This is a genomic window from Phycisphaerales bacterium, from assembly GCA_035627955.1.
Taxonomy (GTDB): domain Bacteria; phylum Planctomycetota; class Phycisphaerae; order Phycisphaerales; family UBA1924; genus JAEYTB01.
The window spans coordinates 475267-500269 of record DASPKU010000001.1 but is presented as its reverse complement, the minus strand read 5'-3'; the positions used below and the strand labels follow the sequence as shown (position 1 = coordinate 500269).

General features: G+C 67.0%; 20 protein-coding genes and 1 tRNA gene. 8 read left to right on the top strand and 13 right to left on the bottom strand.

What is annotated here, in order from left to right:
• Positions 1-32: 32 nt before the first annotated feature.
• From VD997_02080 to VD997_02040, 9 genes are all read right to left on the bottom strand, one after another.
• On the bottom strand, positions 33-482 hold the full coding sequence (locus tag VD997_02080) for a hypothetical protein (GenBank protein ID HYE60758.1): 450 nt from the start codon (positions 480-482) through the stop codon (positions 33-35).
• Entirely contained in the window at positions 479-1243 is a 765-nt protein-coding gene (gene ric / locus VD997_02075; GenBank protein HYE60757.1) for an iron-sulfur cluster repair di-iron protein, read from the bottom strand. Before ric ends, VD997_02080 begins: the two co-directional genes overlap by 4 nt.
• Positions 1240-1770 carry a nitrous oxide reductase accessory protein NosL gene (locus tag VD997_02070; protein ID HYE60756.1) on the bottom strand — a complete coding sequence of 177 codons (531 nt, stop codon included), beginning with the start codon at positions 1768-1770 and terminating at the stop codon, positions 1240-1242. Before VD997_02070 ends, ric begins: the two co-directional genes overlap by 4 nt.
• Positions 1767-2648, bottom strand: a complete 882-nt coding sequence (locus VD997_02065; protein ID HYE60755.1) for an ABC transporter permease subunit — start codon at positions 2646-2648, stop codon at positions 1767-1769. The genes VD997_02070 and VD997_02065 overlap by 4 nt, the downstream gene beginning before the upstream one ends.
• Positions 2645-3532 (bottom strand): ABC transporter ATP-binding protein, encoded by an 888-nt coding sequence (locus VD997_02060; protein HYE60754.1) that lies wholly within the window; start codon positions 3530-3532, stop codon positions 2645-2647. The genes VD997_02065 and VD997_02060 overlap by 4 nt, the downstream gene beginning before the upstream one ends.
• A complete protein-coding gene (locus VD997_02055) occupies positions 3529-4971 on the bottom strand; it encodes a nitrous oxide reductase family maturation protein NosD (protein HYE60753.1) in 1443 nt (480 codons plus the stop codon). The genes VD997_02060 and VD997_02055 overlap by 4 nt, the downstream gene beginning before the upstream one ends.
• Positions 4968-5633: a hypothetical protein gene (locus VD997_02050; protein HYE60752.1), complete on the bottom strand. Its 666-nt coding sequence runs from the start codon at positions 5631-5633 to the stop codon at positions 4968-4970. Before VD997_02050 ends, VD997_02055 begins: the two co-directional genes overlap by 4 nt.
• A gap of 102 nt (positions 5634-5735) precedes the next feature.
• A complete protein-coding gene (nosZ, locus tag VD997_02045) occupies positions 5736-7847 on the bottom strand; it encodes a Sec-dependent nitrous-oxide reductase (protein HYE60751.1) in 2112 nt (703 codons plus the stop codon).
• A gap of 70 nt (positions 7848-7917) precedes the next feature.
• On the bottom strand, positions 7918-8865 hold the full coding sequence (locus tag VD997_02040; protein HYE60750.1) for a c-type cytochrome: 948 nt from the start codon (positions 8863-8865) through the stop codon (positions 7918-7920).
• A gap of 331 nt (positions 8866-9196) precedes the next feature.
• Here VD997_02040 and VD997_02035 point away from each other — a divergent pair, with 331 nt between their 5' ends.
• The 3 genes from VD997_02035 to VD997_02025 all read left to right on the top strand — a co-directional run bounded on the left by VD997_02035 (position 9197) and on the right by VD997_02025 (position 15884).
• On the top strand, positions 9197-9778 hold the full coding sequence (locus VD997_02035; GenBank protein HYE60749.1) for an ECF-type sigma factor: 582 nt from the start codon (positions 9197-9199) through the stop codon (positions 9776-9778).
• Positions 9775-12210 (top strand): serine/threonine-protein kinase, encoded by a 2436-nt coding sequence (locus VD997_02030; protein ID HYE60748.1) that lies wholly within the window; start codon positions 9775-9777, stop codon positions 12208-12210. The genes VD997_02035 and VD997_02030 overlap by 4 nt, the downstream gene beginning before the upstream one ends.
• Positions 12211-13622: 1412 nt before the next feature.
• A complete protein-coding gene (locus tag VD997_02025) occupies positions 13623-15884 on the top strand; it encodes a hypothetical protein (protein ID HYE60747.1) in 2262 nt (753 codons plus the stop codon).
• 131 nt (positions 15885-16015) lie between these two features.
• Here VD997_02025 and VD997_02020 read toward each other — a convergent pair.
• Positions 16016-16106: transfer RNA gene (locus tag VD997_02020), tRNA-Lys, on the bottom strand.
• A 616-nt stretch (positions 16107-16722) separates the two neighbouring features.
• Here VD997_02020 and VD997_02015 point away from each other — a divergent pair.
• Positions 16723-17487, top strand: coding sequence for a hypothetical protein (locus VD997_02015; protein HYE60746.1), 765 nt, complete (start codon positions 16723-16725; stop codon positions 17485-17487).
• Between the two features lie 843 nt (positions 17488-18330).
• A complete protein-coding gene (locus tag VD997_02010; GenBank protein ID HYE60745.1) occupies positions 18331-18933 on the top strand; it encodes a galactose oxidase early set domain-containing protein in 603 nt (200 codons plus the stop codon).
• Here VD997_02010 and VD997_02005 read toward each other — a convergent pair.
• From VD997_02005 to VD997_01995, 3 genes are read right to left on the bottom strand one after another with little or no spacing between them, the layout of a single operon-like run.
• On the bottom strand, positions 18887-20761 hold the full coding sequence (locus VD997_02005; GenBank protein HYE60744.1) for an EAL domain-containing protein: 1875 nt from the start codon (positions 20759-20761) through the stop codon (positions 18887-18889). The genes VD997_02010 and VD997_02005 overlap by 47 nt on opposite strands.
• The gene (locus tag VD997_02000; protein ID HYE60743.1) at positions 20746-22368 is read right to left on the bottom strand and encodes an ATP-binding protein; all 1623 of its coding nucleotides are present in this window, start codon (positions 22366-22368) and stop codon (positions 20746-20748) included. Before VD997_02000 ends, VD997_02005 begins: the two co-directional genes overlap by 16 nt.
• Complete coding sequence (locus VD997_01995; GenBank protein HYE60742.1) at positions 22365-23036, bottom strand: hypothetical protein; 672 nt, start codon at positions 23034-23036, stop codon at positions 22365-22367. The genes VD997_02000 and VD997_01995 overlap by 4 nt, the downstream gene beginning before the upstream one ends.
• 306 nt (positions 23037-23342) lie before the next feature.
• Between VD997_01995 and VD997_01990 the strand changes: the two genes are divergently transcribed.
• The 3 genes from VD997_01990 to VD997_01980 are packed head-to-tail and all read left to right on the top strand — an operon-like array spanning position 23343 to position 24996.
• A complete protein-coding gene (locus VD997_01990; protein HYE60741.1) occupies positions 23343-24221 on the top strand; it encodes an STAS domain-containing protein in 879 nt (292 codons plus the stop codon).
• A 3-nt stretch (positions 24222-24224) separates the two neighbouring features.
• Positions 24225-24611, top strand: a complete 387-nt coding sequence (locus VD997_01985) for an STAS domain-containing protein (GenBank protein ID HYE60740.1) — start codon at positions 24225-24227, stop codon at positions 24609-24611.
• Positions 24592-24996 carry an anti-sigma regulatory factor gene (locus VD997_01980; protein ID HYE60739.1) on the top strand — a complete coding sequence of 135 codons (405 nt, stop codon included), beginning with the start codon at positions 24592-24594 and terminating at the stop codon, positions 24994-24996. The genes VD997_01985 and VD997_01980 overlap by 20 nt, the downstream gene beginning before the upstream one ends.
• The last annotated feature ends 7 nt before the right edge of the window (positions 24997-25003 follow it).

Genomic DNA, 25003 nt, shown 5'->3' with positions numbered 1-25003 from the left:
TCCCTTCCGTGGATTCTGGAGAACTGTACCCCTCACGGCAGCCCCCCTAGCCGCACGCACGCCCCCGCCACCACCATCCCCACCGCCAGCAGGGTGGTGAACCACGCAAACCGCGCGAAGCCTCGCAGATTCTCCCCGCTCAACCGCGGCAGCAGGCGCCGGTGCGCAAACCCGCTCACCCCGACGCTGGCCACCAGCATCCCCGCCTTCATCAGGATCAACCGCTCCACCGTGCCGGGCTCTGAGAGAAGCCGCCCCCAATCACCGCCCAGCCAATGCCGCGCCAGCATCAGCCCCGTCCCCAGCTGCACCACCAACGCCACCAGCCCCAGACTTCCGAACGCCCGCTCAAACTCCAGGATCGGCCCCGTGTCCCGCGCCCGCAGCGCCCGCGGCAGCACCGTCCGCACCAGCACCACATGCCCACCCGCCCACACCATCGCCCCCAGCAGGTGCCCCAGAACCAGCAGCTTGTATATCACGTTGACGCCCCCTTACCACCGGCCCTCGCCGCCGCCCGTGCCGCAACCTCGTCCTCCGCCCGCACCCCCGCCGGGAACAGGATGTTGTTCTCCTTGTGGATGTGCTCGTGCGTGTCCCGCTCCAGCGCCTCGAGCGTCGACAGCATCGACCGGTATGTCGCGCACGCACCCTCCGGCGGCGTGTAGTTGCCTGTGAGCTCCCGCATCCGCGCCAACGCCGCCCCCGCATCATCATGATCATGAACCATGCAGCTGATCGGCCGCCGCACGCTCCACGGCGGGCCGCTCTGGACCTCCGTCGGCCGCTCCAGCCGCCGCAGCCACGGGAACAGCACCCGCTCCTCCCGCACCATGTGGTCCCGCATCTCCTCCGCGAACTGCCCGTACACCGCCGCCAGCTCCGCTAGGGCCGGGTTGCTCTTCCCGTGGGCCGCCACCACCCGCGGCATGATGTTGGCCAGCCGCGCCAGCGCATCTCGCACGAACGCGTGATGCGTCCGCTCGATGTGGTCCGCCAGCTCCGTCATCGTCGCGTCCGTCCACGGCCGCTCCCGCGGAATCCCCCGATGCTCCTGCTCCTCATCGTGGATCGCCTGCACCACCGCATCCGGCGAGAGCTCGGCCGCGGCGCACGCCTCCCGCAGCGTCCGCCCACCCCCACAGCAGTAATCCAACCCATACCGCTCGAACACCGGGATCGCGCCCGCCCGCGTCGCCGCGAGCTGCCCGAGCGTCAGCGTGCAATCCGTGCGTGCGTTCACTTCCCACCTCCTGTCGCTCCACCCGCTGGCGCCCGCTCCGGGCTGCCGTACCGCGCCTCCATCCACGCCCGCCGCGCAGCCGAGAGCTTGGCATACTCCATCACCGTCCCGCCGTGAGCCGCCGCGGCCTTCTCGGCCTCTTCCCTGCCGGCAAACGCCACCAGCCCCGACCCCATCGGCGTCTTCAGCTTCTCCTCGTCCGCGAGCACGAACCACGCCTGGTCCATCTTCACCCACCCACGCGTGCCATGGTCGTGCACGAACCCCGCCGGCTCTGCCTTGTCCGCATGCTCATGGGCGTAGTCCAGCATGCACCCGATGTCATCGAACAGCCTCGCCTCCTTCACACCCTCGTTGTTCACGACCATCGCGCTCGAGCAACGGTCCTCATTGATGATCATCCCGCACTCAACGCACTCGTCCCGCCCCAGCCGCAGGTTCGGCGGACCGTCCGCGTCGTTCTTCACGCACGACGGCAGCACCCACGCGCCCACACACAGCAACACACCCAGCGTGACACGGTTCATAGCGGCGACCTCCGTGAGAAGATGACAGCGGACACAACCAGCGGCAGCACGATCCACGCGCCCAGGCACCCGCCGAAGATGGCGTGCAGCCTCGATCCATACTCCTCCGCGGCGTACAGCCCCGCCGGGCCCAGCACATCCAGCGTCGCGTCCACCGCGTGCAGCGACCACATTTTGAACACCTGCAGCGGGTTCACCAGGCTCAGCGTGAACAGCTGCTCAATCCGCAGCTTCAGCGCCATCGTGCCCGCCATCAGCCCCAGGTCCGTGACGAACACCAGCGTCAGCCACGCGAAGATCGCCGTGCCCACCGCCACCGACGCCTTCCTCGCCAGCACCGAGATCAGCATCCCCACGCTCAGCATCGACATCGACAACGCGAACGCCAGCCCCGCCAGCCACACGATGCTTGCCGGCCGCGTCGCCTCACCCTTCAGCGCCAGCACCGCGGCGCACGTCCCCAGCCCCAGGCACAGGCACGCCAGCAGCGCTCCCGCCAATCCCAGGTACTTGCCGAACATCAGCTCGGTCCGCGTCACCGGCTGGCTCAGCAGGTACGACAGCATCCCCCGCTCGCGGTCCCCCGCGATCGACCCTGCGCCCGCCGTCAGCGCCATCAGGGGCGACACCAGCAGCACCAGGTTGATCAGCCCCGCCGTCGTCCGCCCGAAGCCCGCCAGCCCCGCCCCTCCCGCGCCCGCCGCCGACACGTAGGAGATGCCCAGGCCCAGCGCCGCGAACGCCACTGTGTACAGGAGGAACCAGCGGCTCCGCACCGCCTCACGCAGCTCCCGTCCCGCGATCGTCAGCACATTGCGGGCGGCGCCGGGCGCCGCCAACCCGTCCACGTCTAACTCAAGCTTCGTCAGAGCCATCATGTGTGCACCTCCATCCGCCGCATCTGCGCCGCCGAGAGAACCTCAAAGTCCTCCACCTTGATCTCCGCATCCGCCAGCACCCGGAAGGGCGCCGCCTTCTGCTCCTCCATCACCGGCACCAGCAGCCCCACCCCATTGAGCTTGGGCGCGAACCCGCTCCCGCTCAGCACCGACATCGCCCGATCGCGAACGCCCGCCGCCATGGTGAGGTGAAGCACCGGCCCCGAGCCGAGGTGCCCCATGAAGGCCGCGGCGTCCGCGACCGAGCCGAGACGTCCATCCTCGAGGAACGCCACCCGCCGCGCCAGCGTCGTGACCTCCTCGACCCTGTGGGAAGCAAACAGCATCGTGCGGCCCCGCCCCGAGAGCTGGTGCAGAAGCGAGACGAACTCCTCGCGCCCACACGCGTCCAGGCTCGCCGTCACCTCGTCAAGCACCAGCACGGGCGGGTCCCCCAGCAGCGCCACCGCCAGCGCCAGCCGCTGCTTCATGCCCCCGGAGAGCTCGCGGATCCGCTTGCGCTCGTGCCCGCACAGGCCCACGCGCCCCAGCACCTCCGTCACATCGGGCCGACCCAAGCCCTTCAGCCTGGCGAAGAACACAACAGCGTCCGCCACGCCCAGGTCGTCGTAGAACCCCAGCTCCTGCGGCACATACCCGATCAGCCGCCGCGCCTGCTTCCCCTGCTTGCGCACGTCGAACCCGCCCACCCTCACCGTGCCCTGGCACCGGATCAGCCCCAGCACGCAGCGGATCAGCGTCGTCTTTCCAGCGCCGTTCCCGCCCCACAGCGCCACGCTGTCCCCCGCCGGAATGTCCAGGCTCACGCCCTCCACCGCGGTGGCCCGACCGAACTTCTTCGTGACGTTCTGAATCGTGATCATCGCTTCCCTCCTCCGGCGACGTACCCGCGCCCAGCGACGGTGATCAGCCCGCCCCCCAGGGCCAGCATCGCGCCCCCGGTCACACCCAGGCCCGCCAGCGAGCCCCGTGCGGGCGCCACCGCCATGTGCATCTCCACCGGCCGCATCAGCGGCACCTCATCGCAGAACTTGGGCTCGGGCCGCACCGCGGGCAGCGTCCGCCCCACGAACTCGATCGCCTGCTGCGCCGGGCTGAACAGGAACAGCCGCAGCTTGGGCTCTTTGTCCATCATGTTCTCGAACAGCGTCTGCGACTCGTGCACGAAGTCGCCCACGCCGTCCCGGTCCTGGTCGTACCCCGTGTAGTCCGACCAGAAGTTGCCGACATCGCCCTTCCAGAACGCGTTCGCCGACAGGTCGCCCCGCCCCGCAACCGCGATCTGGTCGATGTTGTCGATGAAGTTGTTCGCCGTCAGCTCGTTACCTTTGGCCGAGGGCAGGAACGTGAAGCCCACGTCGTTGTATGCGATGGTGTTCCGCGTGAACTCGCCCGGCCGTGCGCTCGTGAAGGGCGAGCCGTCGATGTACACGCCCGACCGGTTCGCCGTGATCAGGTTGTCCGTCACACTGAACCGGTCCGTCTCCTTAAGCCCCAGCCCGTAGCCGCTCGGCCCCCGGTTTGCGATCAACTGGTTCCGCCGGATCGTCACTCCCGCGCTGTACATCAGGTACACGCCTACCGAGTTGCGGCTGAACCGGTTGTCCTCGATCGTCACCTCGTCGCTGAACATCAGGTGCAGCCCGTAGCGGCAGTCCTCCGCCACGTTCCCGCGCACCACGATCCCCTTGGAGTACCACAGGATCGCGTCCCGCCCGTCGTGGATCGTGTTGTTCTCGACGACCGACCGGTCCGCCCGCCACAGCTTCAGCCCGTCGCCCCGCCGCGCGATGCCCAGGTCCTTGCCCCCGATCCGATTCCCCCGCACCACGCTGTCCGGCGCCTCCCGCAGGTCGATCCCGAACAGGATGTCCTCGAGCGTGTTGTCCTCCAGCACCGTGCGGGCGCCGGTTGACCGGATCGCCGCGTTCTCCTTGTCCAGGTCCGTGCCCGTGTTCCGCACCGTGAACCCGCGCAGCGTCACATCAGGAGCCGTGATCTCAACGATGTCCCCGCTCCCGCCGCCGTCGATCACCACCCGACCCTGCGCCACCAGCGTCAGCGGCTTGCCGATCCGCAGGCGCTCCGTGTACACACCCGCCGGCACCTCCAGCGTGGCGCCCGCCGCCGCCGCGTCGATCATCCGCCCGATCACGCCCAGCTCGCGCTCTCCAGTCGACGGAGCCGCATGAGAGGCCGGCTCCGCGTGCACTCCCCGCGCGGACTCCCGCGTCTCCCCGCCGTCACCCGTCCCCAGGGCCGCGCCTGCGCACACAACGAGCATGGCGATGAGCGTCTTCACAACGCCTCCTTCGCGATCATCCGGTCATACAGCGGCTTGTACGCCCGCCTGTGGAACACAAACCCCACCAGCGTGCACACCGCCCCCGCCGTCGCCATCCAGTAGCCCGTTCCCATCTCCGCGTAGGTCTTGAACTGCCCGATCCCGCCCTCCCCCAGCACCGTGGGCGTGAACGGCTTGATCGACGACGAGAGGGGCGCCGCCGGGTCCAGGTTCTGACCGAAGTGCGCCATCCACCACTGCAGGTCCAGCAGGAAACCCACCGGGAACCCCAGCGCCGGCAGCGCCAGCAGCACCGCCCACCGGCTGTGCACCAGCGCGGCCCCCTCCATCAGCAGCACCATCGCCACCACCAGCCACACCGAAGCCGCCCGCTCGAACACCGCGGCCTGTTCCAGCGGCCGCATGCCGATGTAGTGGTTCAGCGCGTTGATCTCCTTGACGTCACCGTCAAGGTGGTTCACGTACGCGGTCAGGAACAGCCCGTCGGGGTACTGCGGTGCATCCAGTTCCATGTGCCAGTAGGGCAGGAACACCGACACCAGCAGCAGCACCCGCGCCGCCATCAGAATGAACGAAGGAACCACGTACCGAGCGGGCCGCGCCCGCAGCTCATCCGCCGGAACCCGCGGCCCCAGGAGGTGCTGTACAAACCGTGACATGATGGGCCTCCTTGCTGCTGCCGGCGCCGACGCGCGCGATTGGCATGAGGGGGAGAGAAGCCGGTTGCGCGGCTTCCGTCGCGCAACCAGCGTGCGTTGGGGTTACTTCTCAGTCGGGGCGGCCGCGGAAGCGGTGGGGGTCCCGCCCGCGCTCTTCGGCTTGATGTGCAGGTAGCCCATCATCTCCAGGTGCAGGGCCGAGCAGAACTCGGTGCAGTAGAAGGGGTACGTGCCCGGCCTGTCGGCGGTGAACACGACCTCGGTGAACTCACCCGGCTCCAGCGACAGGTTGATGTTGTACCCGCCGATGCAGAATCCGTGCGTCGCGTCCTTGGTGGTCTCCGCCGCCACGATCCGCCACGTCACCGTGTCGCCTTCGTTCACCTCCACGTGCTCGGGCGTGAAGTGGCTGCGGATGGCCGTCATGTTCACCGTCACCTGCGTGCCGTTGCGGATGACGCCCTCCTGCCCGACCTTCGGCGCCCGCGGGTCCAGCGCCTGCGTGTGCGGGTTCCAGCCCACCTCGGGGTAGACGCTCCACGTCTTGAGCTTGTCCGCCTTGATCATCTGGCAGTAGTGCGGCTCCCCCACGCCGACGGGCATGTCGAACAGCACCGGCATCACCGTGCCCGGGGCCGCGATGTCCAGCAGCTGGAAGTTCTGCGGCAGCAGTGGGCCCGTCGGCAGGAAGCGGTCCACCGACCACTTGCTCATCGAGATCAGGAAGTTGCCGTCGGGGCTCACCGTGTCACCCTCGGCGGCGCACAGGTGACCAATGTTGTACTGCACCGGCGTCTTGGCCACGAGCTTCCACGGCTGCTCGGGGTTGAGGGCGTCGTAGCTCCCGCCCAGGCTCCACCGCGCCACCGCCGAGTCCAGGAACAGCGATGTGTACGCGTACCCCTTGTTGTCAAACTGCGTGTGCAGCGGCCCCAGGCCCAGCTCGACCTGCGCCTCCTTCACGGCGTCGAAGTCCAGCACCGGCACGCCGTACTCGTCCTTGGTCGAGAACTTCTTGCCCGCGATCGCAGCCTTGATCCGGTCGATCGAGTACACCGTCACGTGCGGGTCGAGCTTCCCTGCCACAATCATGAAGTTGCCGTCGGGCGTCACGTCCACGCCGTGGGGGCTCTTGGGCTCGGGCGCGAAGTGCAGGATCCCCTCCGCCACGCACGTGTCGATCATCAGCACCGGGAAGCCGTTGATCTTCTTCGCCTTGCCCCCCTTGAAAGCGGCCTCCGCCTTCCTCCAGTCGATGATGTGCAGGTAGTCCATGTCCCGCTTGCTGGCCCCCGCCTCAAAGGGCGGGTTCCCCTTCTCCACCCCGCCCACCGCCATCTCGGCGTTGAACGAGTTGATGAACACGTAGCCGTCGCTCGCGTTCTTGCCGGCGTCCGCCAGGTCCTGCCAGTAGGGCGGCAGCTCGAGCGCGAACGAGTTCGCCTCGTCCACCCGCCCCTTGGCGCGGTCGAACTTCCAGAACGTCACCATCCCGCGGTAGGACTTCTTGTACTCATCGATTGGCGCGTAGCCGTAGCCCAGCACCGTCGCGTACTGCCCGCCCTCGACCACGTACTCGGTGTTGGGCGTCACGAACGACGCCCCGTGATCGCTCACCGTCAGCGGGTTCTTGACGATCTGCTTGGTCTCCCAGTCCCGCAGGTCGATCACCGCCAGCCGCGCGTTGGCCTTGTCGCCGATGAACAGGAACTGCCCGTCGTACTCGCCGCCCGTTTCCGACAGCCCGGGGTGGTGCGTGTCGCCCCACAGCACCGGCTTGCCGTTGATCTTCAGCTGCTCGATGACTTGGTCCTTCTCCCCCGCGAAGCCGTACCCCTGCCACGACTCGGGCGTGAACACCGAGATCGACCGCAGCAGCCGCATGCTCGGCACCCCGATCGCGAACACCTGCCCGCTCTGCCCGCCCGAGGAGAACAGCACGTACTCGTCGTGCCGCCCGCTGGGCATGTACGTCTTGGCCGCCGCCAGCAGGTCGTCCAGGTTCAGCTTCCGCTCGTTAGCCACCTTCGTCAGCTGCGCCACCTGGTCGGCGGTGAGCTCGATGGGCTTGGCCTCCTCCTGCTGCGAGCGCCGGCGACGCCGCCCCTCCTGCTGCGCGGCCGCGGGTGCCGTAGTCATCTCCAGCACCGTGCCCGCGCACAGGATGGTCAGGATCGCCGCGAATCCGGCACGTCGTGTATTGGCCCCAAGCATCACTGGTCTCCCGCAAGCTCGCCGGTTCCCCGGGTCCACAGGACGCGGAGCACGGCGCAGGTGTGTCCATTCACTTCGCCGCGGCCTGCTTGTCCTGCAGGCTGCGGAGGTACGCGATGATGTCCAGCAGGTCGTCGTCACTCAGCGCCGGGTTCCCGCCCTTGGCCGGCATGCCCACGCCCGTCGTGTTCTTCGGGTCGCTCGGGTCGCGCCCCTTCTTGATGAACGCCAGCAGCGCGTCGTCGTCCTGGCCGCCGATGAAGCTGTTCTTTGCCAGCGCCTTGCCGTTGCCCTTGATGCCGCTGCCGCCCGGCCCGTGGCACGCCAGGCACGAGCCGCTGTACAGCGTGCGCCCGCTCGCGATGTACTCCGCCAGTTCCTCGTCCCCGCCCGCTGCCGCCAATGCCGCGGCCTTCTCGTCCGCGCTCGGCGCCGCCGCCGGCGCGCTCGCCACTTCCGTCAGCACAGGCATCCGCCGTGGGTCCTGCAGCCCGCGGATGTACACCGCGATCTCCGCGATGTTCCCGTCCGTCAGGTCCTCCCGCCCGCCCTTGGCGGGCATGGGCAGCGGCTTGGCGTTCGGCCGCCCTACGCGGATGAACTCACGCAGAGCATCATCACCCAGCCCCGCGACGAAGTCGCTCTGGCTCAGGTTCTTCCCCAGACCCCCGCTGCCATCCACGCCGTGGCACGCCGCGCACGCGGCCCGGAACAGCGCCCGCCCGCGGCTCGCCTCTTCCGCCGGCAGCATGGCCCCGGCGGGCGCCGCAACCATGTCTTCCCACCGGCCCGCCGCCCTCACGAATGCCGCGGCCTTCTGCTCCTGCTCCCGCACCTGCGCCGACAGCACGAACGCCCCGATCCCAATGATCGGAGCCGCCATCGCCACTGCTATGACGGCACACTGCCCCAGACGCCTGAACCCCGCCGGATCGTCCATGACCTGCTGCGGCCGAACAGAAGAAGCCGGGGACGAGCGGGGCGATCGAGCGTGGCCGTTGGGGCTGAGGCCGGTCATGGCTGCCTCCGAATGATAGAGTTCTAGGTAGTCATATCGACCAACCGGACCAAAGTCCACCAACTCAGATCAGATTTCCCCGGTTTCCCCTTCTCAGGTCCCTTCCACACGGCCCCGGCAGCGCGGGCTATGGGCATGAGCACAAAAGGACAACGCCGGCCTCCCCCCGAGACCGGCGCTGCCGAGTGTGGATGCGTGGGACGCGACCCCCTCGCGGCACGTCCCTGCAACCTCTGGCGTAAACCGCCGGTACCCCGCACGGAAAATCCGCTGGTTCTTTCAAGAACTTTCTCGGCGTGGTAGTCTCCCCGCACGCAACGAGGCCACGGGTATGCAGCAACCCCCCACGCAGCAAGAACTTGAGGAGTGCCTCTCCCTCCTCCGCACCAGCCCCGGCGCCATCGACCGAGTCCTGCCCCTGGTTTACGGGCGCGCCCGCGAAGTCGCCCAGCAGCTCCTCGAGGGCGACCGCGCCCGCCAGTGGGTCCAGGCCAGCTCCCTCGTCCAGCGGGCCGTCATCCGCCTCATTGACCAGAAAACCGTCAACTTCAACGACTCCGCCCGGGTCACCGCCGTCCTCGCCACCATCATGCGCCGCATCGTCGTCGACATCGCCCGCCACGAGACCGCCGAGAAACGCGGCGGCAACCTGCCCCGTGTCGCCTTGCACCTCGCGGCGCCGCAGGCCGTGCAGACTCGCCAGGTCGACGCGCTCGAGCTCAACGATGCACTGGAGGCCCTCGCCGCCCGCGACCCTGTCGCCGCCCGCGTCGCCGAAATGCGGCTCTGGGGCGGCATGGACCTCGACGCCGCTGCCGCGGCCCTTGGCGAGAGCCCTGCCCACACGCGCACCGTCTGGAACCGCGCCAAGGCCTACCTCGCCCGCGACCTCACCGGGAGCCCCGCCCCGTGACCCCGGCCGAGTCCCGAGTCGCCGACGCTTTCGACCGCCTCCGCGCGTGCGGGCCGCATGATCGCGAGCGGCTGCTCCGCGCTGATCACACGCTCACCGACGTCGACCGCGATCAGGTCCGCGACCTCCTCGCACACGACAGCCCGACCGACATCTTTCTGGGCCAGCCCATCCAGCGCGTGGCCGGAGGCCTCGTCGAGCCGCTCATCGACGGCCCGACGCCCGCCACAATCGGCCGGTACCGCATCCTCCGCCCTATCGCCCGCGGCAGTTTCGGCTCGGTCTTCCTCGCCCGCCAGTCCAACCCCGAGCGCGATGTCGCGATCAAGCTCCTCCCGCCGGGCGCGGACGATGCCGCACGCCGCCGCTTCGAGTTTGAGGCCGCGGCCCTCGCACGCCTCAATCACCCGAACGTCACCGCCGTGCTGGAGCTCGCCTACGAGTCCGGCCGGCCTTACATCGTGATGGAGTACGTGGACGGCGTCGCGCTCGACGCGTTCGTCGCCAAGCATGCGCTCTCGCCCTCTGCCCGCATCGCGCTCCTCCGTCAGGTGTGCGACGGCGTGGCCCACATCCACCAGCGCGGCGTGCTCCACCGGGACCTTGCGCCCAAGAACATCCTCGTCACGGGCGCGGGCGTGCCGAAGATCGTGGACTTCGGCCTTGCCTGCGACGCCGCCGCCGAGCTTCGGGGTGACCAGCGTCTGACGCTCCCGGGCAGCATCATCGGCACACTCCGCTATATCAGCCCCGAGCAGCTGGTGGGTCGCGCCGAAGACGTCGACGAGCGGTCGGACACTTACGCGCTGGGCGTCCTGGCGTTCGAGCTGCTTTTGGGTGATCACCCGTACCTGGCGGCGGGCGCGAGCCTTGCTGACGCGGTCAACCAGCTTCAGAGCGCGCCCTTGAGGCTCCCGCACACGAAGGGTGCTTCGTTCGGGCGAGAGCTCCACGCGGTGCTCGCGAAGGCGGTTGAACGCAATCCAGCGCAGCGCTACAGCGGGCCTGGCGCGCTCGCCGAGGACCTTCGCCGCCTGGTCGAGCAGTTGCCCGTAACCGCGGTGCGTGCCGGCACGCTCTACCGGGCGCGCAAGCTCTATGCCCGCAAGCGGGGCGTCGTCTGGGCGATGGGCATCGGGCTGGTGCTGGTCAGCGCCTCGATCGTCAATGCAGCGGTTTCGCTGCGGCGTGAGGTCCGCAATCGCGACGCCGCCCTGCACGCGTTGGACGCGGTGGTGACGCGCCTGCTCTCACCGCTCGGGCCCCGCATTGGCACGCTGGAGGAGCGCGAACGTCTCCTCGCAGCCATTGAGGCTGATGTCATCGCGATGAAGCCGCAGACCTCTCGCGATCCGCGGGTCGTGAAGGTCTACGCCGGGCTGCGCACCGCGCAGTCCGACATCTACCGCGACCGTGCCCGCAACGACCTGGCCCTGATTGCAATCGCGGAGGGGGTCAGCGCCTGGGAGACGCTCTACGACCTCAGCGAGCATGACCCGGCGATCGGGCACGAGTACTCCATCGCGATCGTCAAGCACGGCGATGCGCTCGACCGTTCCCGCAGACCTCACCGAGCGGTCTCCGAATACCGGCGCGCTCTCGCCATTGATGAGGCCCTCGCCGCCCGCGCGCCCGACGACCTGCGCCTCCTCAGCAACCTGTTCTGGAGCCAGGTGCGGGTCGCGGCGCACTCCGACAAGAACTTGCCTCAGACCGCGGCCTCCTACGAGGCCGCCCGCAGCACCGCCGACCGCATGATGGCGATCGCGCCAGACGACTGGCGCTCCCTTGACGCCCACGTCCGCGCCTGCATCGACCGCGCGCGCGCCGCGGGGATGGGGAGCGCTGAGAGCGTGACCGCCCTGGTCAGCGGGGAGAAGGCGGCCGCACGCCTGATCGAGCTCGATCCAGCCTCGACGGTTCACCACAGCGTCTACCTGCGGATCCTCTCGAGGCTGCTTGCCGCCCGCGGGCCCCACACCGAGTCCATCGACCTGGAGCCCTATGTAAAACGCGCTCTGGAAATCGAGCGCACTCTGGCGGCAAACACCGGCCAGACCCGCTACGAAGACCCCGACCTGATCGAGTTCTACAACCACCTCAGCAGCCACTCGTTCGAGGGGGGCAGGTTCGCCGACGCGGTCGCGCAGATCGACAAAGTCCTCACGTACACCGCCCGGCGCATGGCCGGGGGCAACGGCATCCCCAGTGACGCGGTCCTCCAGGCCAGCCTCCTCTGCGGTCGCAGGCTTGCAGCCCTGCGTGCACTTGAGGAGCCCGACGCTGTGAAGCAGACTGTGGCTGCGTTGGATGCACTGCAGGCCGAACTGACACGCCGCTTCCCGGCAAGCACCGAGCGATCCGACGCCGCGTCCGAGCTCGTCGCGTACCGCGCGACCCTGCTTGAGCAGCAGGCCACGGCAGCTCGGTAGTGCACCCGTTTGCTGATGCTGAAAAAAAGCAGGGCCCGGCCACAAGGGCCGGGCCCGCGCACAGGCCGCGCTGATGGGGGGAATCAGCGAGCCCGGCTGGTCAAGGGTAGCGGGCGAAGCCGAGTTGTACACTCGGGATTCCACGTGTTCTTGGCGGTCGGCATGGGAGTGAGACGCCACGTCCTGAAGCGGCCGGCGTTGATCGGAGGTTGTGCGGTCGTGGTCATCTCGCGTGACACCATCGGTGGTGTCGCGTGGGTGCGTCGTTCTGGAGGTTGCTGCCGTTTGGGCGGGTGTATCGGGCGAACTCGTCGGCACCGCGCCGGCGAGTGGGCGCGGCGAGGTGGTGGCGCGGATGATCGTTGTGGCTGCGCGTCGGGCTGTTTCTTCGTGCTCGCTGTTCTGGGCGATGTGGGTGAGGCGGGCGAGGGCGGCGTGGACGGACTCGGCGTGGAGGGTCCGCGTGCGCTGGTTGGCGATGGTGGTGATCTGGTCCAGAAAGGCCTTGATGTGAGGCTGCGCGGCCCAGCGTGCGAGCGCTACGACGGAGGTTTTGAGGTTGTGGGCGAGGTGCGGGAGGCGCGAATCGTGGTCGAACCAGGCCTCGATGATTTCGTTGTCGCGTGGGGTGAGGGGCGGGAAACCGGAAGCCGGAGACCGGACAGCGGAGTCGGTGGGGGACGGGTGGGGATTGGAGGCGTTGGGCGCGTGTGGGAGCGGGGTGTTCACGCGAGTTGGCTGAGCTTCCGAAGGTGGTTCGGCCAACCCCTCCCTCGCCCTCCCCTCACAGGGGAGGGGACCGGATTGAGTTTCGGTGGTGGTCGCGGCGGGGTGTGGGAGCATGGTGGGCCTCTACCCCAGGGGCCGTGGGTCACGTTTGTGCGCGCGTTGAAGACTTGCGCACGGGGGTGAGGTGGGATCGGGGCTGTGATTGCCGAGAGAAAAGAATTTGTAGAAGTTGGAAGATTTGGGTTGGGGCGGGCTGGGTTGTGCGCACAAACGTGGATTTGCGCGCGGAAGTCGTGGGAGGAAAGGGGGTTGTGGTGGGGGGTGTTTGCGCGGTTTGACGCGCAAAGGTGGAGGGGAGTTGCGCGCGGGTGGGGGTTGGGGCTGTGATTTGTGGGCTGACGTGGGGTGGGGCGGTTCGGACTCATGGGAGTCATGGGGGCCTTGCGAACCATCGCCCTCGTAATGACGGCTGAGCAGCCCACGAGCAATGAGCACGCGTGTTTTGATTGCAGCCTGATGGGATGTTGCCGGTAGAACCGTGGTTGCGGTGCTGTGCGCCACCTTGCAGAGGAGCCCTGATGAGGATGTTCAGAGCTGTCGTCGGGGCCTTGATTGTTCTAGCGCTCAGGGGCACGCCCGTCGCAGGACAGTGCCCTGCGCCGGGTTGGCTCTCGGGAGAGGGTGTGCCTGGCGTCTCGGGTGCGGTCAAGGCGGCGGTGATGTGGGATCCTGACGGCCCCGGGCCTCGCACGCCCGTGCTCGCGGTTGGAGGCCTCTTCACGCTGGCCGGCAACGTGCAGGTCAGCAACATCGCGGCGTATGACCCGGCGACGGCGCAGTGGTCGGCGCTCGGGACGGGGGTCAACGACATCGTGTACGCGCTCGCGGCCCTGCCGAGCGGCGAACTGGTGGCCGCCGGAGTGTTTACCAGTGCGGGCGGTGTGAGTTGTAACCGCATCGCCCGCTGGGATGGCGCCGCATGGTCTGCGATGGGCACTGGGGTGTCGGACAATGTGTGGTCGCTCGCCGTGTTGCCGAGCGGTGATGTAGTAGCGGCAGGCCCGTTCATTTCGGCGGGTGACGTTACCTGTAACCGCATCGCACGGTGGGATGGGGCCGGTTGGTCCACCTTCGGAACCGGTATGAACGCGGCGGTGCGCGAGGTCTGTGTCCTGGCGAACGGCGAGGTGGTGGCGGGTGGTGATTTCACGAACGCAGGAGGTGTGTCGTGCAACCGCATCGCCCGGTGGGACGGCAACGCGTGGAGCCCATTGAGCACGGGAGTGGGCGGGTCGAACCCGTCCGTGTATGCACTGGCCGCGCTTCCGGGCGGTGGTGTGGTGGCAGCTGGGAACTTCACGAGTGCGGGGGGCGTGCCGGCGCGGTACATCGCGCGCTGGAACGGCACCTCCTGGTCGGCGATGGGCGGGGAAATGGATGGGGGGGTGACCGCCCTCGCGGCACTGCCGAACGGGGACGTCATCGCGGGCGGCGTCTTCTTCAACGTGGGTGGCGTGTCTGCTCGCTGCATTGCACGTTGGAATGGGGCCGCGTGGTCACCTCTGAGCACTGGATTGCATCCATCAGGCAGCGGCAACGTGCGTTCGTACGTGGAAGTGAACGCGATCGCGGTTCCTCCCGGGGGCGACTTGATGGTGGTCGGGGACTTCAGTTTCACCAGTGCCAACGGCGCGCCGATCAGCAACATTGCGCGGTGGGACGAGACAGCCTGGTCGCCTGTGGGGCCACCGGGGTTGAACGCGCACATTTCGGCGATTGCATTGATGCCGGACGGCGACGTTGTTGCTGGAGGGCAGTTTACAGGTGCTGGGGGCGTGGGGACCGACCGCATCGCGCGGTGGAACGGGTCCTCGTGGATGGGGCTGGGGTCTGGACTGGCCAATGATGTGTACGCGCTTGCGGTCCTCCCGGGGGGTGATCTCGCAGTGGGAGGGCACTTCTTCACAGCCGGTGGGGTGGGGGCTCCCTATATCGCGCGGTGGAACGGCACTGAGTGGTCGTCCTTCGGCGCGGGCTTGAACCTCAGCGTGTCCGCGCTGGCGGTGCACCCCGGGGGCGGCCTTGTTGCGGGCGGGGACTTCACGACTGCCGGGGGCGCCGCGGTCAACTACATTGCGCGGTGGAATGGGAGCTCGTGGTCATCACTCGGCGCGGGGGTGAACCGCCCTGTGCGCGCCGTTGCGGTGTTGCCGGGCGGCGACATCATCGCGGGAGGGCAGTTCACGACCGCTGGGGGCGTCGCGGCTAACGGCATCGCGCGGTGGAACGGCAACTCGTGGTCCCCGCTGGGCACCGGGGTAGGTGGGACCAATGCAACAGTGAACGCGCTGGCGGTGTTGTCGAGCGGCGAGTTGATCGTGGGTGGGCACTTCACCACCGCCGGGGGCGTCGCGGCTAACTCCATCGCGCGCTGGGATGGCAGTTCGTGGTCTCCGCTGGGCACGGGGATGAGCATCGAGGGCATCTATGCGCCGAGCGTGTATGCGATCGCGGTGCTTCCGAGCGGCGACCTTGTGGTGGGTGGGTACTTCACCAGCGCCGGGGGCGTAGAGGCCAGGTACATCGCACGATGGAACGGGACCGCATGGTCCGCGCTGGGCGGGACTGATGGCACCGTGCGGGCGCTCGCGGTACTTCCAAGCGGCGACCTGGTGGCAGGGGGTTACTTCACTGCCGCGGGAGGCAGTGTTTCGGCCTATTTCGCGCGTTACAGCTTCGGCGGGCCCTGCTGCGGAACAAGCGACTTCAACGGGGATGGGGACTTCGGGACCGACCAGGACATTGAGGCCTTTTTTGCGTGCCTGGGGGGCCACTGCTGCCAGTCGTGCTTCAGCGGTGGGGCGGACTTCAATGGGGACGGCGACATCGGCACCGATCAGGACATCGAGTCTTTCTTCCGCGTGCTTGGAGGGGGGAACTGCTAAGAACCGCTGGGGGCCACGGGACCTTGGTGAATGGGTCGAGAGATGGTCGCGTGATGGACCAAAAACGAAGACACCGAGATGAAGGCATCTCGGTGGCGTGGGAACAGCCAGATTGAGCGATGAAGAAGTGCCCCCCGAAGGACTCGAACCTTCGACCCGCTGATTAAGAGTCAGCGGGGAAACACTGGAATCACAGCATCCAGTGCCAACTGCCCGCACCAGAGCCCGCAGTGTCGGGAAGGGGGGGTTCGCCCTGCTCAGGATCCCCGGCTCGCGGCGGTGGTGGAGGCTTGGCCGTCGCTCCCCGAAGTTCTCCGGACTGCGATCACCCGGATTGTCACCGGCACGGGGTGTGTGCAGCCCCCCTCCCACCCTCCTGCTAGCAGGGCTGGAGGTCGCCGATGAGTGCCCGGCGAGCCTGTGCAGCAGTGAAGAGCGATGGGTCCCCGTGCGGCGGCCAGGCACGCTCAGGATCGGCCTACTGCCTCTTCCATGACCCGGCCGCCGCGAGCGCCCAGCGCGAGGCGAAGGCCGAGGGTGGGCGGCAGCGGGCCACCCCGCGGACGGTTGTGCCTCCTGAGGTGCAGGATCTGCGCCTGGCCGGACCCCGGGACGTCCCGCCGCTGCTTGCGGACACCATCAATCGCGTTCGGAAAGGGGCACTGGATCCCAAGATCGCCAGCACTATCGGATACCTCGCGGGCGTGCTCCTCCGCTCGATGGAGGTCAGTGAACTGGAGGAACGGATCAGGTCGTTGGAATCAGCAACAGGCCGGCAGGAGCCGGTCGGGGGCGGGTCAAGGGTTCCGCTCCTGCCACCCAGGAAGGGAGGTCAGCAGTGAGCGTGGACAACAGGCTTTCGAAGGTCGAACGCCACCTTAGCCCCAGGCAGCTCGTGATCATGGACGTGGTGGAATCCCGGAGCAAGTACCGGTCATTCCTCGAGAGCGGGCAGGCCATGGCACAGACCGGAATCCCCCGCACCACGCTCATGGACCGGATCGCGGAGTCGGTTAAGGCGACGAACCCCGGCGCCGATCGCCTCCTCCGCACCCACCTTATCCGTGAGGCGCAGCGGGAGGGGAAGTTCCTCGGGCAGCTCGGCAACGAGGTCTCAGTGCAGATCGCGGAGGAGGAGCGGGAACTCGCCCTCATGACGGCTCTGCTCTCCGCGCACCTGGCACTCATTTTGAATCGGGAGGAACAGACTCCCGAGGACCAGCTCGAGCTCTGGCTCACGAGCGCCGTCGAGCACAGACGGCGGCTGCTCTGCCTCCAGGCGGCGGTGCGGCGGATCTCCGAGGCGTACTTCGACGGGAACAGGCTCCTCTACGCCAAGTCCGAAGAGTGCCTGGCCGAGAACCTCGCGGGCATAGAGAAGGTGCTCGCGATGGCGGTCGGACCTCGGTGTCAGGAGGGCTCGCGCCCGGCGGAGGATGGTATGGACTTCCGCGAGATGGGACCGACGCCGGAGGAGACCGAAAACGATGCTGAGGAACTCGCCTCCGCGTGGGTCATCAACGTGCAGGCGTCGGTCGCTGCCAGCTTCGGGGAGGATGACCATGCCGTTCGGCTGCTGAGATCGCTCCTCCTGAAGGAGTGAGGCGCTGTTCCAAGGTGATCAGCGAAGATGCTCATGTATGGAGGGCTGATCGCCTCCACGGAATCCCTCTGCTTTGTGCCGGAATGCGACCAAGGTGATCATCGAGGTGGCGTGGAAGGCACTGGGAGCTAGACAGGGTCGGTACAGTGGGGCAGGAGGTGCATGATGAACTGCACGGGTTCCGCTGCGGTGCTCCTGCTTGTCTGCCTGGCAGGTCAGGCCATGGCGGCACGGTCCAGGGGACTGTCCGCAACGGGCTGATGCCTCTGGCGGGCGTCCGCGTCACGGCCTTCGATGATGGCCTCAGCACCTTCTGTGAGGTCCGGACCGGTGGCGACGGTACGTTTATGGTCGCGGACCTGCCGGCGGGAACCTATCGCCTGGGTGCCGCCCTGCGCGGGCGTGAGTACCAGCAGGTGGATGTGGCCGTGGGGGGCGGAATGGTCACCCGCGACTTCACCCTCGGGCCGAGACCCACCCCGGCCGGTGGGACATTGGAATGGTCATTCACCGGGAACGCTGAATGCCAGCGAGTTCACCCCCACGGCGCTGCTGCAAACGGGCGAGGTGCTCCCCCGCAGCTCTATAACCCGACCACGGGCGTGTTCAGGGCTACTGGCAACTTCACACAGCCCAGCCGCGGGTTCCCCGATCACAGCGACCACTCCATTGTGGTCCTTGCCGACGGGCGCGTGGTGGCGTTGGGAATCCGGGCCGGGACGAACGGTTACACCGCCATGTCCGAGATCTACAACCCGGCCACCGAGCAATGGTCTGCCGGGACCAGCCCCGCCTTGCGCCGCTTCCAGGCGGAGGTCGTGCAGCTGCCCGACGGGAACGCTGGTGGCGGCTGGCGACACCGGCAGCTCGAACCCCGGCGTGCCCCACACCCTGGGCGTGGTGAAGTGGAGCGACCTGTACGAGGTCGGAGCTGGCGTCAGCTGGCGGCGGGTGGCCGACATGAACTGGTTCCGTGAGTGTCACGCCGTCACGCTGCTGATCCCCGACGGGCTGGTGATCACCACGGGAGGGACCCGGATCAAGTTCCAAGTGGGGCCAACCGGCGCCGACATCGAGGGCTTCGTGCCGCCCTACCTCTTCCGAAGGGTCCGGCCTCAGATCACCTCGATCTCGGCGACGCGCCTGGAGCGTGGGCGCGGGGTCACCATAAACATCGCGCCCGCAACCACCCTCACCAGCGCCGCGCTCGTTAGCACCGGCGCCCACACCCACTGGGTCGATACAGGCACTCAGCGGCGGGTGGTCCTCCCGGTAACCCAGAACGGAACCACGGCTGAAATCGACACCCCACACGAGCCCAACCTCGTCCCGGCGGGGTACTACATGCTGTTCGCCATGGTGGACGACATCCCATCGGTTAGACGCCGCCCGACGGGTGCTATCCAAGAGACTCAGGTCGGACTACCCGATGGCTTTCCGCACTGATTAATGTGGCCGCCTCTTGCGATGGCACGGGTCTCCCGAACAGGTAACCTTGGGCGTAGGTGCAGTCGATCGCCAGCAGCATCGCAACCTGTTCCATCGTCTCCACACCCTCGGCAACCACCTCAATATCGAGGTTGTGCGCGAGAGACACGATCGCCTGAACCACGGCCGCGTAATCCCGACGCTCGCTGACGCTCCTCATGAACGCCCGGTCCAGCTTCAACCGGTTGAGCGGCAGCTTGTGCAGATAACTAAATGACGTGTACCCGGTGCCGAAGTCATCGAGGTGGATATTGACGCCCATGTTTGACAGCGATCGAAGCACAGCGATGGCGAACTCGGGGTCCTCGATCACGGCGCTCTCTGTGATCTCGATCGCGAGCGCATGGGGTGGCAGCTGTGCAGACGCGAGCGCCTGAGCCACATCGGATACGATGTTCCGCGAGCTGAGCTGCTTGGCCGACACGTTGACGCTCACGCAGAGATTCTCGTGCCGCGGGAAGCGGGCCCGCCACTGCGACAGCTGCCGGCAGGCATTGTTGAGAACCCACAACCCGATCCGATGGATTTCGCCACACTCCTCCGCCACCGGGATGAACTCCGCTGGACTCACCAAGCCGCGCACCGGGTGCGTCCAGCGTACAAGTGCCTCGAAGCCTTCGAGCCGCCCGGACTCAACCTCCACGATGGGCTGGTAGTACAACGCCAGCTCGCCCCGCTCGGTGACCCCCCGCAGATCGCTCTCCAGCGCCAGACGATCCTTTAGCTGCTGGTGCATCTTCTGATCGAATGTCACGCACCGCGCCTTGCCGGCCGCTTTGGCGTGGTACATCGCAATATCGGCGTCGCGGAGTAGCTCATCCGCCGTCTCGTACCTGCACGCGCTCGTCGCAATGCCGATACTGGCCGTGGTCGTGATGTTGTAGCCGCGTGCCATGTACGGCTCGCCCAGCCTGACGAGCAGGAGATCCCCGACGGAGCCCGCCAGCTCGGCGGCCTGGGGCCCCTGCACAGCAACGACGAACTCGTCACCTCCGAGTCTCGCGGCCAGGGAATGGTGATGCGGCAGGTCCTTCAATGTCGCTGAGAGCCGTCTTGCGATCTCCACCAGCAGTTGGTCCCCCGCCTCATGCCCCAGACTGTCGTTGACTACCTTGAAACGATCAAAGTCCAGGAACAGCACCGCGTAGGGCAGCGCTTCATCGCGGAAACGATCAATCACGAGCGTGAGGAACTCACGGAGTTGGGACCGGTTCGGCAGCCCGGTGAGCCGATCGCGTGCAGCCTCGACAGCGAGGGCCTCTGTCCGCTGGGCCACCAGCCGCTCGAGCTCTTCGAACTTCACGGACGCCTGCTGCTTCAACTGCCACTTGGCCGAGAGAGCGGATGCGAGCTGCATGACTTCAGCCGGATCAAACGGCTTCTTCAGGATCAGCAGCCGGTCCGTAAGGCCAAGCCGCTGGCGGATCTGCTCCCAGGAATGGTCTGAGTAGGCGCTGCAGATCACCACCTGCAGCAAAGGATCAACACCCCAAAGCTTCTCGACCGTGTGAAGGCCGTCCCAGCCAGGGGGCATCCGCATGTCCACGAATGCCACCGCGTAAGGCCTCTTCTCGTCGATGGACTTGCGAACCATCTCGAATCCCAGCTCGCCCTGAAGAGCCGAGTGAACCTCGAAGGTGACCTCGGAGCTCGGGCCAGCGGTGGGTTCTCCAAAGAGTGCCGCCCTCGCGGAAGCGAGGCTCGACGACGCGAGCTTCGGCGTCAGGATTTTCCGGAAGTCGTCGTGGATCGCCTGGTTGTCGTCGATGATCAGGATGCGATGCATACGTTGGTCCCAGACGCCGCTGGACCTCCATGTGTGCGAACTGCCGGGAGGGTGAGCACAAACTGAGCGCCCCGCCCCGGCCCCTCGCTGTTCGCTGAAAGCGAGCCGCCCATAGCCTGTGCTGCGGTTGCGGCGCTATGCAAACCAAACCCATGCCCGTCCGCCTTGGTCGTGAATCCGTGCTGGAACACGCGGGTGAGGTGCTCGGGCGCGATCCCGGCGCCGGTGTCGAGCACGCTGAAGCGGACCTCCTCTTTCCCGTCGCCGCCCTGGAGGCTCACATGGATGGTGATCCGCTTGACAGCGCTCGTATTCATCGCCTGCCTCGCGTTTGTGATCAGGTTTACCAGGATCTGAATCACCTGATGCTTGTCCAGAGCGAAAGTCGCATCCGTCTCGATGCTGCGGACGACCTCGATGCCATGCCGGATCATCGATTCACGCACCAGCTCGAGCGCAGCGTCCACCACCTCGCGAGGCCGTGCCGCATCGATCATGCTCGGACTCTTTGCATGCTCCTGCTGAAGCGTGACGACGTGCTTTACGTGCTCGACCCCCTGCATGATGGACCGCAGTTCGCCCTCCAGTTCGTCACGTTCCCGCGCCAGGCACTGAGCTGCCTCAATGATGAACGTTGGGACATGCCGGCCACGCTGGTCCTTCTCCAGGAACTGCCCCAGGTCCGCCTGATGCTGCTGAAGGATCTCGGAAACTCGGACGAGATTCTGGATCTCGCTCTCTCGCAGCCGCTGCGCCATCAGATGCGCGGCAACATTGACGCTGTTGAGCACATTCCCAACATTGTGAAGAACGCCGGTCGCAACCTCTGCCATGCCAGCCCGGCGGGAGGCAGATACCAGCCGCCCATAGAGCCCCTCGCGCTCGGCCGAAGCCTGACGCAGATCCTCATAGGCCTTCTTCAGCTCCTGCGTCCGTTCTCGCACGACCTCCTCGGTCGCGGCGTTGCTGGCTTCAAGCTGAGCCTGCCGCTCTGACATTGACCGCATGTCCTTGAGCCCTCGCAGGCATGAGGGGATCAGGATCGCGTCCTCGAACAGCACCCATGCTGCATGCTCAAGCCAGCGCCATTGGCTCGCATCCACGATTCCGAACACCGATTGGGGGAACCACAGCCCGCGGACGAGGTGGTCGATCGCCACCACTGCCGTCGCTGTCAGCGTCACCCGGAAGTCCCGATAAAGCGCCAAGAACGCGAGTGATCCGAACACATGGAAGTGGGTTTCAATGCGTCCGCCGGTAATGTGGATGAACAGCGCGGACCAGCTGACCTGAGATGCCGCGATCACATGCCTTGTAAGCGCCGCCCCGGGCGCAAGCCGAGTGAGCAGGATGGGCACGATCGTGATGATCGACCCCATCAGAAGCACGCCCCACACATGCGGATGCACGGAGCTATCCGCGCCGGACCATGTCCTTGGAGTCAGCAGGAAAGCGCCCAGGAACCCTGCCGCGCACTGAGTGGCGAGAAGCCAGGCGAACAATCGGTCAGTTCGGACGTGAAGTGCATGCAGGTGCTGCCGGAACAACTCGTCGGTGCGGGACGCGATGACGTCGGCTGCTTGCATTCGCTCGGCAGGCGCGATCATGTTCCCGCCTCCTCGCCCGCGTCGCAACGGGCGCAAGAGTCGGGCGTGATGAGGGAGCAGCCGTAGGCGGGCATTGGATTTACGAACGGTGCTTGCGACCGAAGGGCCGCCTCGACCGCATCCGCTCCAGCGTTGTCACCCTGGTGCCCCCTACCACTTGTGATGCCTCCAACGAAGAGAACCTGGCCCGCCGATGAGAGGACCAGCACCGTGCCGGAAGTCGAGACTCCTAAAGATGCAGCGATGCGCCCATCTCGGTCCTCGCCCAATGTGGCGCCGGGTATTTTTCGCGCGGCTTCGTGCAGCGCTGAGTCACCCCATTCCAACTTCTCGCTCTTCTCGGGCCTGAAGAACAGGACATGCGCCGCCGCGCCCGGGTTGCGCGAGCAGAGCTTGTGGAGCTCTGCAACGCTCGCACGAGTACATGGGCAGAACGGGTGTGCGAACATGATCAGTGTCGGGCCGTCCTTGTTCAGTTTTTGGTGGAGCGCCGCCTGCGCAACCTGTGAGATCCGATCAGGTCCGTAACTGGCAACAAAGGCCGAACTCGGCGTCTGCTCGTAGGCGGCAAGGGTGAGGGTGCCGCCGATGAGCCCAACGAGCCAGATCGCGGTGAGTATGGCGGCCGCGCGCGATCTCCGCAGAATAGGAGCGCCAACAGGGTGCATTGAGAGTGCATCGGCCCCGCCGAGGCCAGAGGTGAGGCGAACCGACCAGATTCAGCTCAGGATTCTCGGATGCAACACGCGAGCGACGCTCGATCAACGGGCGCGGTATCCCGGCCCGTTCAGCTCAATAACGCATACCGCTCTCCTCAGGGGTCCATGGAACTTTCGCGGCCCGCACATCGCGGTCGCCTCACGGAGGTCCGAGCACCGCGTCGCTGTAGGCATTGTGCATCAACGCCGGGCCGCATGGGTAGAATGCCGCCCTCCACAACGGGGGAGCATCGAAACTACGCAGGAGTCCCCAAAGTGCCCACTCAATCGAGCAAGCTCCCTGAGGTCCTTCAGAGGCATGAGGCCGACCTGCTCCAGGAGTGGGTCCGTCTCCAGCTCGCGGCCACGCGCCACCGCGGGGACCTCATCAAGGACACCGAACTCCGCGAGCAGAGCGGCCGCTTCATCGGGCTGATGCGTCGGGCAGCGCAGTCGGGCGAACTCGCCGACATCGATTCGCCCGCCTGGGCCGAGGTCCGGGAGGAGCTCGCGACGCTCTCGCGTGGAAGGGCCAAGATGGGGTTCAGCCCGGGCGAGACCGCCATGTTCGTGTTCTCGCTCAAGGAGCCGCTCTTCGCGCGGATCCGCCACGAGTTTGGCAAGGACGTGGACGCTCTCGCCCGCGAGACGTGGCAGGCAACGACGCTGCTCGATCGCCTGGGCCTGCTCACCACCGAGTACTACCAGAAAGGCCGCGAGGAGGTCATCGTCCGTCAGCAGCAGGAGCTCATGGAGCTTTCTACCCCCGTGGTCACGCTGTGGGACGGCGTGCTCGCCCTGCCGCTGATCGGCACACTCGACAGCGCCCGCACACAGGTCGTTATGGAGAACCTGCTGCAGCGGATTGTCGAGACGGGCGCCTCGATCGCCATCCTCGACATCACGGGTGTGCCCACCGTGGACACGCTAGTGGCCCAGCACCTGCTCAAAGCGGTGGCAGCGGCGCGGCTCATGGGCGCGGACTGCATCATCTCAGGGATCCGCCCGCAGATCGCGCAGACCATCGTGCACCTGGGCGTGGACCTGGGCAACGTCACCACCAAGGCCACGCTCGCTGACGCCTTCCGCGTCGCCCTTGAGCGCACCGGTCAGAAGATCGGCTACACCTCCGGCGCTGCCGGCGCGGGGGCCTGAGCCATGGACCGCATCCCGATCCTCAAGATGGGCGACTGCCTGCTCGTCACCGTGCAGGTGGACATGCACGACCAGATGGCCCTCGCATTACAGGACGATCTCACCGAGAAGATCAGTAAAACCAAGGCTAAGGCCGTGCTGATCGACATCTCCGCGCTGGAGATCGTGGACTCGTTCATAGGCCGCATGCTCGCGAACATCGCCGGCATGGCCCGCGTGCTCGACGCCGACACAGTCGTCGTTGGCATGCGCCCCGCGGTCGCGATCACGCTGGTGGAGCTGGGGATGTCCCTCCCCGGCGTCCGCACCGCCCTGGACGTTGAGCGCGGCATGGACATGATCCGCGGCTCGACCGTCCAAAGGAGTGTCCATGGACGTCGGCAAGGGTGAGGTCCTTTCGGTCCGCACACCCGACGAGGTCGTTCTCATCCGCCAGGCCGTCCGCAAGTGGGCGATCGAGGTCGGCTTCTCCATCGTGGACCAGACCAAGGTCGTGACCGCCGCGAGCGAGCTGGCCCGCAACGCGGTGATCTATGCGGGCGGCGGCACCGTCACCATCAACCTTGTAACCAACGCCGGGCGCAAGGGGCTCCGCCTGATCTTTGCGGACAAGGGCCCGGGGATCCCCGACATCAGCCTCGCCCTCAAAGACGGCTACACCACAGGAAATGGCCTGGGGCTTGGCCTGAGCGGGTCCAAGCGCCTGATGAATGAGCTCGACATTGTGTCCAAAGTCGGCGAAGGAACCACCATTACCGCGTTCAAGTGGAAGTAAGGTACTG